Source organism: gamma proteobacterium symbiont of Lampromicra miyakona, assembly GCF_059730895.1.
The window spans coordinates 3,572,787-3,586,972 of record NZ_AP035932.1; the positions used below are offsets into that span (position 1 = coordinate 3,572,787).

General features: G+C 61.7%; 12 protein-coding genes. 7 read left to right on the plus strand and 5 right to left on the minus strand.

Translation table 11 applies throughout. The features are described 5' to 3' along the window. Positions 1-113: 113 nt before the first annotated feature. The 4 genes from ycgZ to AC6I8P_RS16870 all read left to right on the plus strand — a co-directional run bounded on the left by ycgZ (position 114) and on the right by AC6I8P_RS16870 (position 3,226). Entirely contained in the window at positions 114-365 is a 252-nt protein-coding gene (gene ycgZ / locus AC6I8P_RS16855; RefSeq protein ID WP_059009457.1) for a regulatory protein YcgZ, read from the plus strand. 138 nt (positions 366-503) lie between these two features. After that, positions 504-776, plus strand: coding sequence for a hypothetical protein (locus AC6I8P_RS16860; protein ID WP_059009459.1), 273 nt, complete (start codon positions 504-506; stop codon positions 774-776). 100 nt (positions 777-876) lie between these two features. Continuing rightward, on the plus strand, positions 877-1,131 hold the full coding sequence (locus tag AC6I8P_RS16865) for a biofilm development regulator YmgB/AriR family protein (RefSeq protein WP_059009461.1): 255 nt from the start codon (positions 877-879) through the stop codon (positions 1,129-1,131). A 433-nt stretch (positions 1,132-1,564) separates the two neighbouring features. After that, positions 1,565-3,226: a methyl-accepting chemotaxis protein gene (locus AC6I8P_RS16870; protein ID WP_498030799.1), complete on the plus strand. Its 1,662-nt coding sequence runs from the start codon at positions 1,565-1,567 to the stop codon at positions 3,224-3,226. 477 nt (positions 3,227-3,703) lie between these two features. Here the strand turns inward: AC6I8P_RS16870 and AC6I8P_RS16875 are convergent, their stop codons facing one another. After that, a complete protein-coding gene (locus AC6I8P_RS16875) occupies positions 3,704-3,874 on the minus strand; it encodes a hypothetical protein (RefSeq protein ID WP_176428074.1) in 171 nt (56 codons plus the stop codon). Positions 3,875-4,529: 655 nt separating this feature from the next. Here AC6I8P_RS16875 and AC6I8P_RS16880 point away from each other — a divergent pair. Continuing rightward, on the plus strand, positions 4,530-5,060 hold the full coding sequence (locus AC6I8P_RS16880; RefSeq protein WP_481657887.1) for a GNAT family N-acetyltransferase: 531 nt from the start codon (positions 4,530-4,532) through the stop codon (positions 5,058-5,060). 24 nt (positions 5,061-5,084) lie between these two features. Here AC6I8P_RS16880 and AC6I8P_RS16885 read toward each other — a convergent pair whose 3' ends face one another. Then, positions 5,085-7,295, minus strand: a complete 2,211-nt coding sequence (locus tag AC6I8P_RS16885) for a putative bifunctional diguanylate cyclase/phosphodiesterase (protein ID WP_498030800.1) — start codon at positions 7,293-7,295, stop codon at positions 5,085-5,087. Between the two features lie 443 nt (positions 7,296-7,738). Next, the gene (locus AC6I8P_RS16890) at positions 7,739-7,978 is read right to left on the minus strand and encodes a transcriptional regulator (protein WP_498031180.1); all 240 of its coding nucleotides are present in this window, start codon (positions 7,976-7,978) and stop codon (positions 7,739-7,741) included. Between the two features lie 361 nt (positions 7,979-8,339). Here AC6I8P_RS16890 and AC6I8P_RS16895 point away from each other — a divergent pair, with 361 nt between their 5' ends. Beyond that, complete coding sequence (locus tag AC6I8P_RS16895) at positions 8,340-8,546, plus strand: DUF3606 domain-containing protein (RefSeq protein ID WP_045814937.1); 207 nt, start codon at positions 8,340-8,342, stop codon at positions 8,544-8,546. Here AC6I8P_RS16895 and AC6I8P_RS16900 read toward each other — a convergent pair. Continuing rightward, positions 8,543-10,000: a methyl-accepting chemotaxis protein gene (locus tag AC6I8P_RS16900; protein WP_498030801.1), complete on the minus strand. Its 1,458-nt coding sequence runs from the start codon at positions 9,998-10,000 to the stop codon at positions 8,543-8,545. The genes AC6I8P_RS16895 and AC6I8P_RS16900 overlap by 4 nt on opposite strands. 342 nt (positions 10,001-10,342) lie before the next feature. Between AC6I8P_RS16900 and AC6I8P_RS16905 the strand changes: the two genes are divergently transcribed. Continuing rightward, complete coding sequence (locus AC6I8P_RS16905) at positions 10,343-12,124, plus strand: EAL domain-containing protein (RefSeq protein WP_498030802.1); 1,782 nt, start codon at positions 10,343-10,345, stop codon at positions 12,122-12,124. Between the two features lie 24 nt (positions 12,125-12,148). On the opposite strand, the gene AC6I8P_RS16910 is transcribed toward AC6I8P_RS16905, so the two are convergent. Further along, on the minus strand, positions 12,149-13,720 hold the full coding sequence (locus AC6I8P_RS16910; protein WP_498030803.1) for a sensor domain-containing diguanylate cyclase: 1,572 nt from the start codon (positions 13,718-13,720) through the stop codon (positions 12,149-12,151). Positions 13,721-14,186 lie beyond the last annotated feature (466 nt).

Genomic DNA, 14,186 nt, shown 5'->3' on the forward strand with positions numbered 1-14,186 from the left:
AAAAAATTCATTTCACCGTCAAAAGTATTTCTGTACAGGTTTTTATTTTTTGTATAACTTTCCGCGCATCATCACCCGATGACATTTTAACCATTATCTCGAGAGAAATGACTATGCGCCAGAACAGCATGCAACCTGATAATGCGGGAGACATTGCCCGTTATTTCACTGACGCCCAACTCCCTTCGCAGCAGGCCATGCTGGGGCAGATCGTGGTGGAAATCCTGCGCAGCGGCGCCGCCCTCAACCGGCCGGCCATCTGCGCAAAGCTCGTACGTCGCCTGGAGCTCGCGGGCAGCGCAGAAGAGGAGCAGCTCTGCCGCACGCTGATTGGCCTGCTGTTTGGCCGGGAAGAGCCTCTCTGAATCAGGTATCTGCCCACAGCAGTGCCTTCTCCGGCGTGGATATCACATCCGGTCATGCATGCGGATGTAACGTCAGCCAGCCGCGTCAGCGGCGGCAGGTACAGGAAAGCGTCCCTTTACTGACACCCGGGAAGTGGTATGTACAGAAACAAAACTGAAATGCTTATGGACCACGTTATCGGTGAGGCCGTCCTCGGTCTGCTCAGCGAGAATGCACCGGTATCGGGTGCAACGGTTGCAGTCAGGCTGATCGAAATGGCCGCGCGTGAAACGCATCCCGACAGGGCTGAGGCCCTGAAACTGGCGCTTGATGAGGTCAGTGCGGCGCTTCCTGGCGCCCGGCTCGTACAGAGTCCGGAGTCGCTGTTTATGACAGAGGATGCCCCTCCGCCAGGCACGCGCCGGCACTGACCGGTAACGTATCTCCGCCACGGGCGGAGGCAGAACGGAGTCTGAAGACAGCCCGGGCGCCGGCGGCGCCCTTCTCTTTATCTGTCCCGGATGATGGGTTATGCAGCAGAACAAAACCGAAGAAGAAATTCTCAGTGTAATTAATCAGCGCGGCGATCAGCTGGCCGCTGAATCAGAAATCATCAGCGCGGTATTTACACGCCTGAAGGCTCAGGGCGGACGCGTGCTGCGAAAGGACGTGATACTCAGCCTGATAGCAGAGCTGGAGAGCACCTCTGACGTCGTCAGGCTCGATGTACTGCGCGGCGCGCTGGAGATGGTTGTGGGGTATTCGCGAGAGGAAGAGGACGCTTAGTCCGGTTCGGCAATGAAGCCACAACACTGATTGTATGAGGCCTGCTTCGCAGGCCTTATCTGCTTAAGCGGACGGGTTAATGAGCACCTGTATCTCAGGAAGAGCCAACGACCCGCTGGTTTATTCCTGAACATTACGATTCTGAGTCAGTGAAGGCGCTCTGCCAGCAGGCCGATAGCGGCCAGACAGGCTTTTTTCTTTCAGAGCTCGGGGGCGCTGATGCTCATCCGCCACAGTGCTGATGAGAGATGCTGTATGGATATCCTCATCGAACAGGATCAGGCAATGGGATTGCCACAAACAGAATTTATTTCGCCGGGTGCGCCTTTCCTGAAATAACGTTTCCTGCTTTTCTGCCGATATATATGCTGAAAGTTTTTATTATTTTCAGATTTCATAAAGTATCAGTCACTTACAATGGCAGGAATTACAGATGACGATTACACAGCGATTATTGCTCACCTTTTCACTTCTCTCAGCCGCGCTGGTCGCGATGGTCATCGTGGCCGTCATGGTTGCCGGCGGATTTCAGTCCCGCTTTCAGTATGTGCAGGAAAATACCGTTGCCTCACTGCTGGACCTGGGCAAGCTGGTAGACGGCAGTAACTCCCTTATTATCTGGCTTTACCGCCACCAGAGCGCAACAGACCCGCGGCGGCAGGCTGAAGTTGAAAAGAAAATCGATGAAGCTATCAGTAATATCAAATCACTGAACCAGTATTACCTAAATAACGACATATCGAACGAGGAGGACCGGCAACTGACAGAGAAAGCGTTCTCCACCATCAAACAGGTTGAATCGTCGCTTCCTGCATTTCTTGCTGGCTCACGCGCACAGAATGACGCCGTTGCACTGGGGGCGCTTCAGAGCAATGACGGCATTGGAGAAGCTGCCCGCCAGCTGATTGCTGGCTACCAGAAACAGCTCAAACTGAATGTGAACATCGGTAGTACTCTGCGTAAAGAAAATGACCAGACTTATCAGATGACAGTCTGGAGCCTTGTGGGTGGCTCAATGCTGGCCATTTCCATTCTGGCCTTTTTTGCGCTGAAAACTATTTTCGCTATCCGCGGACAGCTCAACGGCATGCGGCAGACTATGGAAATCGCCAGCCAGCAGCTTGACCTGACTCTGAGGGTGGACGAGTCGCGTCGGGATGAAATCGGCCTGACCGCAAAAGCGTTTAATCATCTTATTGAAAACGTCTCAGCCTCGCTGTCGAAGGTCGAGGCTTCTGCACAGTCGGTCAGCTCAGCCTCTGCGCAGATAGCAGCCGGTAATGAGGACCTCTCTTCACGAACCGAGGAGCAGGCTGCCTCGCTGGAGCAGACGGCGGCAAGCATGTCAGAGCTGAGTGAGACCGTACGTCAGACCGCAGAAAACACACAGCTTGCCAGTCAGCTGGCGAAAAATGCCCGCGATATTTCTGAAGACAGCGCCGGCCGGGTGCGCACGCTGTTGGGCACAATGGGTGACATCAGGGGGAGCTCTGCAAAAATTACGGATATTATCGGGCTCATTGAAGGGATTGCGTTTCAGACCAACATTCTGGCCCTGAACGCCGCCGTCGAGGCCGCGCGTGCCGGGGAGCAGGGCCGTGGTTTCGCTGTGGTCGCCGGCGAAGTCCGCAACCTCGCGCAGCGCTCCTCCTCTTCCGCCCGCGAAATCAAGGAGCTGATTGAGTCATCCATGGGCTTTGTCGAAGCCGGAGCGACGCAGGCCGAGGGTGTAGGAGAGAATATGTCCCGCATGAACGACGCCGTGCGGCAGGTCACCGACCTTGTCGATGAGATATCCGTTGCCGCCAGTGAACAATCTCAGGGTATCGGGCAGGTCCATATTGCCGTAAACCAGATGGATGACGTGACGCAGCAGAACGCCGCGCTGGTTGAAGAGGCTTCGGCCGCGTCACGCTCGCTGATGGAGCAGGCGGCGGCGCTGAATCAGCTGGTCAGTGCCTTTACGCTGGTTCCCGATTCGGGACAGTCAGACACTGTGCGCGCTCAGGCAACACGGCCGATAAGGACGGCTGCTGCATTACGTCCCACCCCTGCCGTTGCGGCAGCGGGAGATGATAACTGGAAGAGCTTCTGAGGCAGCAGTTACGGTTTCTTAGACTGAAACACGGGGCAGGGACCCTTCCTCAGCCTTTCAGCGTTTTTACGTTATTGGCGTGGTGCCTGCCGGCCAGAAAAAGTACATCGTCGCTGCGCATATGTCTGGCCTGCGCGTACCGACATCTTTAGTGTGCCTTATCAGGGGACAAATAACAGATACTGCGACTGATTGTGCTGATGGCTTCCTCCCGGAAGCCGGTTTTTATCAAACTGACCAGACAGAAAATGTCAGGCATGAACCGGTGGCAGTAATCACGGCAGACTGGCGCGGTGTCATGCCTGCATCTGCAGTTACGGAAGACGTTGTGGAGCGCGTTACGGTCAGGGCCGGTCAGCCCCTGAAAACGTCAATGAGATAAACGGACTTACTCGTGGAGTGTGGCCATCGGATTAATCACCTTATTCGTATAGGCCTGCTGGCGTAAAACTTTAAAGCCCGATCTGCCGGAAGCATTTACTGCTTTTCATGTCGCTCAACGTCCTGTTCGGCCTCTTCGAGCTCGGACATCAACGCCGCAAGGTCAACCACTCCGGCGGCCGGATTACGGCTCGCACGCCGGTAGCGCAACCTGAGCGCACAAAGACGTATCAGCGCTTCGCGGTAAGGTGTGGCAGCATTTTTCATCGGGATGCCTCCTGTCAACTCAACCTTTTGGGTTTTATCACTCCCAACCTGACTCTGTCACGCAGGCGTAAAGCAGGTGACGGCGGCGGAATAGATAAACGTGCACGGTGTCACAGAACAACGTGGGGCAGCAGCGAGTACAGCCGGAAACGATGTGGCGGGACACATGGCAAAAAGTAACCCGGGATGTTCAGACCCGGGATCAAGGCTGGATTTCACATAACCGTCCTTACGCTGGCTGTGTAAAGGGCGGACCAGAGTCCCACAAAGTGCTTACTGATATTGCGGAAAGCCGCCATCCATGATACGGGAAAACATTATATGAATATATTACGCTGTCGAGAAAGTGATGCCAGGAAGTGTCTGATTCACTGATTTTTTTACACTGACTGCGCCACTATCGTTTCAGCCGGTACAGTTTATCCTGAATTATGGCCCGCTGAGCGCGCATTGCTGTAAAGCGCGCTCCGCTCACATCACGGTACCCTGAATACCATCAGGAGCCGTTTTATGTCAGCCGCCACAGGGTGGGCCCTTTACGGAATATTTCCTGACGGTCCGCCGTTTATCCACAGACATTCTGCCTGACACGCCGGTCAGCTTCCTGGTGTCTGTCCGGGAGGGACACTTTCCCTGCCGGAGGTCACGGAGCCCGATGTGTTCGCTGATACTGGCATGGCACGTGCTATCAGCTCTGCCGCAGGGCGACCTTTCGGGCACCGTCAGCGCCGTTTTCACGCACGGCCGGCCGGGACGTGTAGCGCTGGCACCCGGCGGTCTGGTGCTGGCCCCGCCGCTGCGCGGAAGCGGTATCGGCACCTGGCTTGTGCAGCAAGCTTGCGCATGGGCCGTCACGCTGGCGGCGGCTACACGTGTTGAGGCTTCCGGGTTTGCCCCGGCTGAACCGACTTCATCAGTGGAGCAGATGCGGTTAAGTAAGGCAGTTGCGGGAAAGGGCGGTCTGGATTACAAAGTAGCCTGGCTGCGCCTGCAGCGTCGGTGGAAACGCCAGCCTGATAGTCGAAAGCCCGGAAGCGGTCCTGCGGGACTTCTGGCAGAGGTGCCCGCCACCAACTTCGAGCTGGCGAACTATGAGCGTCTGACCCGCTGCACAGGACCGGCCGGGGTCTGCTGTTTCCGGGCTCGCTGCCCTTACTTCTGCCCGATAAGCTGGCGCACCGGCTGATGGGCCGCTGAGGGCGCCGTTTTATCAGCTGTGCTTCAGCGTCTTACTGTCACCCTCCGCGCTGAGCAGCGCCTCAAACGCCACCGCCGTCAGGGGTCTGCACAGCCCGTTCCCCTGCATGATGTCGCACCGGGCGCCTGTTACGTACGCCCGCTGCTCCGCGTCTTCCACACCCTCGGCCGCCACGCTGAGCCCGAGGCTTTTCCCCAGCGCCGCGATGGCCCGGAACATCATCCGCACGCACATGCTGGTGCCGAGCTCAAGCGTCAGCGACTTGTCAATCTTGAAGCCGCTGACGAAGCCGTGCCGAAGCAGGCTGATGGCGCCTAGCTTGCGGCCGTAGTGATCGATGACGAACGCGGCCCCCGTGCGCCGGATGGCCGCAAACTGTGCCGGCATATCCTCAACGAGTCCCGTCAGCAGCGGCTCGTCCACCTCCAGGTCCACAAAGGCGGCGTCGCCGCCCGCGGACTCGCGCAGCACGCTTTCCAGCCCGGGACCGGAAAGCTGGCGCGGGAACAGGTTAACGCTGACCCGCAGCCGCGGGCAGCGGACCTGCCACTGCCGGACCTGCGCCAGCGCGGTGCGGATGACCCAGTCGCCGAGCGTCACAGACAGCGGGCTTTTCACCAGCATATCCATAAACTCGGCTGGCAGCAGCAGGCCGCGGGCCGGATGCTGCCAGCGCACCAGCGCCTCGCAGCCGAGCAGGCGGCCGCTGCCGGCGTCATAGCGCGGCTGGTAGTGCAGGATGAACTGCTGCTGGCGTACCGCGGTTTCCAGCTCGCGTTCAAAGCGCCGGCGCCGCTGCTCCGCCGCCAGGAATTCGGGCCGGAACAGGACGCTGCAGCCCTTGCCCGACGCCTTGGCCCGGTAGAGCGCCAGGTCCGCCGCCGACATCACCGACGAGGCGTCTTCTCCGTGTTCGGGATAGGCGGCAATGCCAGTGCTGGCCCCGACAATCACGGGGGAGCCGTGGTAGCTGAATGGCGTCTGCACGGCGGCAATCAGGCGCTCCGCCGTCAGGCCGGCACCGGTACTTCCGCCCGGCAGCAGGATGATAAACTCGTCGCCGCCGAGCCGGGCCGCAGTGACCGCCTCCGCGCACACCAGCCGGATCTGCTCCGCCACGTGACAGAGCAGCGCGTCGCCGGCGGCGTGCCCGAGCGTGTCATTGACCTCCTTGAAGCCGTCCAGGTCGGTCATCAGCAGGGTGTAGGGCACGCCGGCCTCGGTCAGCTGCCCCAGCTGCTGCATAAAGGCACCGCGGCTGGCCAGACGCGTCAGCATGTCCAGCGAGGCGAGCTCGCAGAGGCGGGCCTCGCTCTCGTGCCGGGCGGTGACGTCGCGCACAATCATCCCCACCAGGCGTTCGCCGCCCTCCCGCCAGCCCGAGAATGACACCTCGGCCGGAAACTCCCGGCCGTCGCGCCTGAGCCCCCATATCTGCAGCGTGCGCGGCTGCGAAATCGCCGCCTCGTCGGCCGTCAGGCGCTCCAGCTCGTTGCGGTAGTCGGTCTGGCAGCGCTCGGGAACAAGCCCGGCCACATACTGGCCCGACATCTCCTCCGGGCCGTAACCGAACATCGCGGTGGCAGCCGGGTTCCAGAAGGTGATGCCCCGGCGCAGGTCGGTGCAGATGATGGCGTCCGGGGAGGTGGCCGAGATGGACTCCAGCCGCTGCTGGCTGGCGTGGCGCAGCACCTCGAGCCGGTGGACCTCCATCCGGTCCATCACCAGCGCGGCGATGTCGGCCAGGTGCTGCCGGTCCGCGTCCGTGAGCGGCGGGCGCGGCTGCGTGTCGGTCAGGCACACGGTGCCGATATGGTGGCCGTCCGGGGTGGCAAGCGGGATCCCCGCGTAGAAGCGGATGTGCGGGTAGCCGTGCACCAGCGGGCTGTCGCGAAAACGCGGATCGTCGAGGGTATCCGGCACGCAGAGGATCTCCCCCTGCGCCAGCGTGTGGTCGCAGAAGGCGACGCTGCGGGCGGTGCCGGTGATGTTCAGCCCGTAGCGGGACGCAAAAAGCTGCCGCTGGTCGTCAATCAGCGAAACGAAGGCGGTGGGCACGCGGAAAAGGCGCGCGGCGAGCGTGGTGAGCCGGTCCAGCGCGTTTTCCGGCAGCGCATCCGCCTGCTGATAGGGTGCCAGCGCCGCAAGACGGGTCGCTTCGTGGTCTGATGTCGAGCGTTTCAGGGTCTGTCCCCCCCGGGTCGAATGAGCTGTGGCCGGCATGACACAGCAAAAAGGGGACACGTTCAATCAGACGGGGCCGCAGAAATCCCTGCCGCCCCGCCGCCGGAAGAAAGGCCCGTCAGCTGACCCCGCCGCGGGCGGAGTCAGGGATAACAGTGACGCCCGGCTGTCCGGGCATCACGAAAACGTTACTTCAGGACCACTCCTGGCCGCGTTTCAGCGCTGCAGGGAGGCGCACCGCAGGCAGATTACGCAGTCGGGATGCCGCAGGCGCGCGGACTGGAGCGCGTGCCTGAGCGAGTAAAACGTGCCGAGAAAGCGGCCCCCGCCGGCCTGCGCCAGCTCGCCACAGCCCGCGCAGTGCACCTCTTCAATCGCGGGGCGCCCGCATCGAACTGCATAGTAGTACTTTCCGCTCATGTCCTTATCCTTTTATCGGCCGGGCCCGCCTGAACTTCAGGGGGCTCAGGGAACAGAGCCTGCTACTTTTTCTTTTGCGGCACAAGGGCATAGTGCGGGTGACGCCCGGCGAGCAGCAGTAGGAACTCGTACTCTCCCTGGCTCAGGGGGGCGGGATTTTTCGCCGCCTCCTTCATCTGCCAGACGCGCAGGCTGAGCTCAAACCGCTCGGCGGCGGCCTGCTGCGACAGGCCGGCCGCAAGCCGGAGCTCGCGGACGTCGGAACCGACCGCGACGGGCCGGTATAAAAGCTGATTTCCCAGAAGACACTCCTTTCGCGGGCAGGCGGACCACAACGAGCCGTCAGGATAAAAAATACGGAACACGCCCCTGATACATCACATTATCTTAATATTTATTCCGTAATGCAATGCGCCCTGAATCGATCGCGGGATAGTCAACCGCAATTACCTGATTTATTTCTATAACGCTAAACCAAATCAGCCGCTCAGCGCGACAGGCATAATATCCATACACCCAGGAATCCTCTCCTTTTTTTACGAAATCCTGACAGAGGGATTAATCCGGTGTTTTCCTGATTATTATTCGCCAGGATAGGCAGGGCTTGCCGGCGGCCGTATTTATTGTGCCGCCACACCCTGTACTGATGAAAAGGATAACCTGATGAAAAACCGCGATTATATTCAGCGGCGGGTACCCGCCGACCTGAGCCGCATAGACATCCGGGAGCAGTGGCAGATCACGTTCTGGACGCTGGAACTGCGCACGACCCAGGAGCGTCTGACCCGGGCCGTGCGCGAGGCGGGCCCGGAAGCCGACCGCGTGCGGGCGTGGCTGGAGAAAAATCCGCCCCCCCGCACGACGCGTTAATGATGCCTGAAGGCCACCAAGTCGCCTTCAGGTGGCGGGGTCGCCCGGCGCGGGCTGACCGGTGAAGCGGACGCGGCAACAGCCACGTTGCCTTCTTCTGCAGGCAGTGTAAAGCGGGTGATGGCGCCGCCCAGCGCGATCGTCTGCCCGTTCAGGTTGCCCGCGGTGGCAGAAACCTCCTGCACCAGGGTGGCGTTCTGCTGCGTGACGCGGTCAAGCTCCGCAACCGCCAGCGTGACCTGCGCAATCCCTTTGCTCTGTTCTTCCGAAGCCAGGGCAATCTGTCCGATCAGCGCGTTGACCTCACCGACGCCGTGCAGCACCTCGCTCATGGTGGCACCGGCGCTGCCGGCAGCCCGTCGCCCGTCGCTGACGCGCGCCACGGTGTCGGCAATCAGGCCCTCAATCTCTTTTGAGGCGGCCGCGCTGCGCTGCGCCAGCGACCGCACTTCGGCCGCCACCACGGCAAAGCCCCGCCCCTGCTCCCCGGCGCGGGCCGCCTCAACGGCGGCGTTGAGCGCCAGGATGTTGGTCTGGAAGGCAATGCCGTTGATGGTCGCGGTGAACTGGCGGATTTTTTCTGAGCCCTCCGCGATGCCGCTCATGGCGTCCACCACGGTCTGCACCTGCTCCGCGCCCCGCTGCGTGGTGCCGGCGGTGCGTTCTGCCAGCTCGCGAGCATCGCGGGCGTTTTCCGCGTTGTGTGCCACGGTGGCGGTAATTTCCTCCATGCTCGCCGCGGTCTGCTCCAGCGCGGCGGCCTGGGTGGCGGTCCGGTCGGACAGGTCGGCGTTGCCGGCCGCAATCTCGCCAGCCTCGCGGTGCAGGATCGCCGCGTTGTCGCGGATGGCCGCCACCGCGTCCAGCAGGCTGTGCTGCATCTCACGGACCAGCGGCACCAGCTGCCCGACGCAGTTGCGGCCCAGGTCTTCCGGCTCGCGCGTGAGGTCACCCCCTGCGATGGTCTTCAGGTGCGCGCGGATTTTCGCTACCGGGCGCACCAGGTGCACCACCAGATAGCGGTCACAGAACGCCAGCAGCGCGGCAGCGGCCAGCAGCGCGCTGCTGAGAATCACCTCCAGCCGGTGGCGCCCGGCCATCACCGGCGCGTCGTCGGCCGCGAGCTGCTGCGTCAGGCTTCCGAGCCGCTCGCGGCCGGCGGCCGGATAACGGTCCGGCTCACTCAACGCCGCGCGGTAGCCGTCCCACGCCGCCTCCGGCGGAACGGCGGCCAGCAGGGCCGTCTTCTCGGCTGCGGTCCCGCCCTGCATGACGAGGCCGGCGCGGGCCAGAAAGGTCAGCTGCCGGGTCAGCGCACCGGCGTGGTCGGCGTGGCGGTACATTTCGCGCAGCGTCAGCGCGCTCCAGGCGCCGGCGACCGCAACCATGCTAAATGAAACAATCATCATCCACAGCACGACGCGGCGGATGGTAAAATGTCTGAGTAACTGCATGAGGTTTTCCCCGGTGTTGTTATTATTAAATAATAAGAGGCGTTATCGTTTGTTTTAATTACGCGCGTGATTAAGTTGCGCACTACATTTATTTAGCAAGAGTCTGGCAGGTATTATTCAAAAAGGACACTGACGGACGATAAAATAAAAGAATCGCGCTGCGCTAAATATTTTGCTAAAGAAAATAAGCATGACATCAGACCAGGAAGCGCCTATAGTAAGCACCATAAAAAAGTTTTAATCGCTTTTCCCTTTCGCAGTTATTGCCTTTTACACCGGTCCGTTACCGTCCACTTTCTCTTTATAATTTCGCACCGGAACCAGGCCAGTGCGGAGGAACTTATGCTGATGAATCTTAACGGCGACAGCGATCGCCGCGCGCGGGCGCTGAAGGCGCTGCGCAGTCCCGACGAAAGCCGTGACGACGTGCTGCGAAAATTTGTGCGGCTGGCAAGCCAGGCGCTCGGCATCCCCGGCAGCTTTATCTCGGTGCTGGACGACGAGCACCAGCACGTGCAGGCCGCGCACAACTTCGCCCTCGCGCAGTCTTCGCGGCAGGACTCGCTCTGCCGTCACGCGGTGGACAGCGACAGCGCGGTTGTGGTGCCCGACACCTGGCTGGACGCCCGCTTTGTGACGCACCCGCTCATCACGGGCGCACCCTACATCCGCTTCTATGCCGGCGTGCCGCTGAAGAACCGCGAAGGCATCGTGCTCGGCACGCTGTGCGTCACGGACACCGCGGCGCACCCGTTTGGCGCCGGGCAGGTCACGACACTGAAACTGCTGGCCGCGCTGGTGATGTCGTTTCTGGAGGCCTGGCACTCCGCCGGCTTTGCCGACCCGGTCACCGGCCTGCCTAACCGCCAGCGCCTCATCCGCGACCTTCAGTATCTGGCCGCATCCGGTGACCGCACAGCCCGCCGGCTGGTGCTGATAGACTGCATCGACATGCCGCGCGCCTATGAACTCGCGCGCTCGATGGGCATGGGTCCGGTGGAGAGCCTGCTGAAGGACGTGGCCACGCTGCTGCCGCTGCGGCTCCGTCCTGCCGCCGGCGAGCTGCTCTACACCGTTGCCACCGGGCGATTCGCGGTGCTGACGCGTGACGACAGCCGGCTCAGCGCGGACTGGGTGGCGGGGCGTCTGGAGGGGATCAGCGCCGACCTGGGCGACGGCATCGCCGTGGCGCTCAGCACCCACACCGGGGAGGTCACCTTCACCCCGGGCGACATTCCGGCGCAGGAAGCGCTGCGTCGCGCGGTCAGCGCCCTGCACGAGGCCATCGGCCGGGACGTGCCCGCCATGCGCTTCAGCGAAGCGACCGATGCGCGCCATACGCAGGACTTTACCCTGATGAACGACCTGGCCGCCGCGCTGCGGGAAGACAGGGGGCTGTGGCTCGCCTACCAGCCTAAAGTCTGCCTCCACAGTGGCCTGCCGGTGGGGCTGGAGGCGCTGGTACGCTGGCGCCATCCGGTACGGGGCGAACTCTCACCCGCCCTCTTCGTGCCGCTGGCTGAGCAGACCGAGCTGCTCAGCGCGCTGACGGCCTGGGTAACCGACCGCGCGATCGCGCGCCTTGCCCGCCTGCGCAACAGCTGCATCCAGCTTCCGGTAACCATCAATATCAGCAGCAGGGACTTCTCCCGCGAGGGCTTTGCCGACGCGCTGGAGGCCAAGATGCTGAAGGCAAAACTGCCCACTGCGCTGCTGGGCATTGAGTGCCTGGAGACCGAGCGCATCATCGAAAGCCCGGCGGCGATGGAGGGGCTGGAGATGCTGAAGCTCAGGGGCTTTGGCATCTCGCTGGACGACTTCGGCACCGGCTACAGCAATATCAGCTACCTGCGGCGCATGCCGCTGGACGTCATCAAACTGGACCGCACGCTCATCAGCGAAATCTCGTCAGACACCGCCTCGCGCATCATCGCGCGCAGCATCATCGCGATGCTGAAGGAGCTGGACTATACGGTGCTCGCCGAGGGGGTCGAGGATGCAGAAACGGTGACCGCACTCACCCAGTACGGCTGCGACCAGGCGCAGGGCTTCTTCTACTCCCGGCCGCTGCCGGAAGGGGAGCTCGACGAGTGGCTGGGCTGGAAGCTGCGCGGGCAGTGCTGACCCGCCGCCGCGGGTTCACAGCCCTCAGGCTGGCGTCCTGTAGCGCCTGAACCCCTCCGGTCCGGCGACGATGACCACGTTACGTCCGGCGCCTTTGGCCTCATAAAGGGCCTCATCGGCGCGGCGCAGAAGCGCATCGCGGCTGCCACAGTCTGACAGCGCGGCCACCCCGGCAGAGACCGTCATGGCGCCGACGTACGGGAACGTTGTGGTGCTGACCACGTCGCGGATGCGTTCCGCTGTGCGGGCCGCATCCACCACGGAGGTCTGCGGCAGCAGAAGAATAAACTCCTCACCGCCAAAGCGGCTGACGACGTCCCCCGTCCGGCACGCCTGCCGCAGCAGACCGGCGAGGCTGACCAGCACCGCATCGCCTGCATCATGGCCGTACCAGTCATTGATTTTTTTGAAGTGGTCAATGTCGATGGCAATCACGCACTGCGCGGCGTCATCGCTGAACCTGTCCGCCATGAGGGTAAAGCCGCGGCGGTTGCAGATTCCGGTGAGCGGATCGGTCATGGCCTCATCGCTGAGCGCAGCCATGCGGCCGGCGACCGCCAGGCGGTGATCCTGTACCGCCTCCTTAAGGCGATCGGCCTCATAATACCAGGCGGGCACCGAGGCCAGCGACGCCTCGCTGTCGTCGTCCCGCACCATGCCGGCCAGCTTTTCAAGCGGGTAAGCGATGCGCCCGGCCATCAGGGCAACGACGGCGGCCGTGAGCACGATGATCCCCAGCAGGAACCACAGCGCGTTTTCCGCCGTGCGCACGAGAATATGCCGGACCGTTTCAGAAGTGCCCGCGATAAAAATGTTCCAGTCCGTTTTGTGCAGGCTGGCGAACCCCGTCAGAAACGCCTGTCCGCCCGCCTCCGTGCTGAATCGTCCGCTGTCCATCGTGGCGAGTCGCTTCATCAGGGCGGCACTCAGCGTCATTCTGGTTCCCACGAGAGACGGGTCGTGGCTGAACACGATGAGGCCGTCATTGCTGACGATGCTGACGGTAGAGCCGCGGGCGTAGAAATGCTGACTCAGGATATCGCTCAGCATGCTCTGCTTCCTGAGGTAAATGGTGCCGCCGATGTAGCCCAGATAGCCACCGTCCGGCGCAAACAGCGGCTGTGACAGGAACACGACGTAATTACCGGAGGCCGAGGTAAAGGGGGCCGAGATAAACGGCTTCTGCGTGGCGATGGCCTGCCGGCTCGCATCGGAGTGCAGCTTCACGCCGACCAGGCTCAGGCTCTCCGGGGAGGTGGCGGCGATAACGGCGTCGCGGTTTACCACCACCACCGTGTTAAAAAAGCCGGACTGCAGCCGGAGGCGGTCGGTCTCCCCTCTCAGCAGCGCGGGGTCGGTGAGGCCCTTAATCTGCGTGGCGCTCCAGGCGAGCTCGCGCTGCGCCGTGCCGAGATAGCGATCGGTGGTGTCGGCGAGCTTCCTCGCGTAGGCGATGTTGCTCTCCAGCAGGCTGTCCTCGATGTTGCCCTTCTGAAAAATCAGCAGCGCCCCGAGCAGCAGGCAGGAGGTGAGGATCACCCCGCCGACGGAGAGCGACAGGAGCAGTGTACGGAGGCGGAGTTTTTTCAGCGGCATGGCGTCAGGGGCCCGGTTGAGGTGTCATCAGAGTGTAACGGTCACGGACCGGGTTAAATGGCAGAACAGCGCGCCTTTTATGCGCCGCGCGACAGGATTGCGGGGGCCGGCCCACGCCAGCTTAGCGCATTTCATTCTTCTTAATGCAACTTAATCTGATAATCCTCTGCTTTCACACAATTTTCGTGGATAAATATCATGGAAAATGCTTAATAAAGCGGTGCCGTCTCACCACGGCATAAATCAACGATTAGCCCGTGAAGGCTTGCGGGCATTTTTTTATCGTGCCGGACGTTTTATTTCATGAAGGCGGGCCGGTACCATACAGATAAAAGGGATATGCTCCCTGCGCTGCACACACAACGCGTCTGCACAGCAAACGAAGAGAGCTGGCGTCTCCGCCCTTCCGCACCTGACTCAGGTCCGGACGACCGGTGGCGTATTGTCCGGTATTTACGGAACGTCC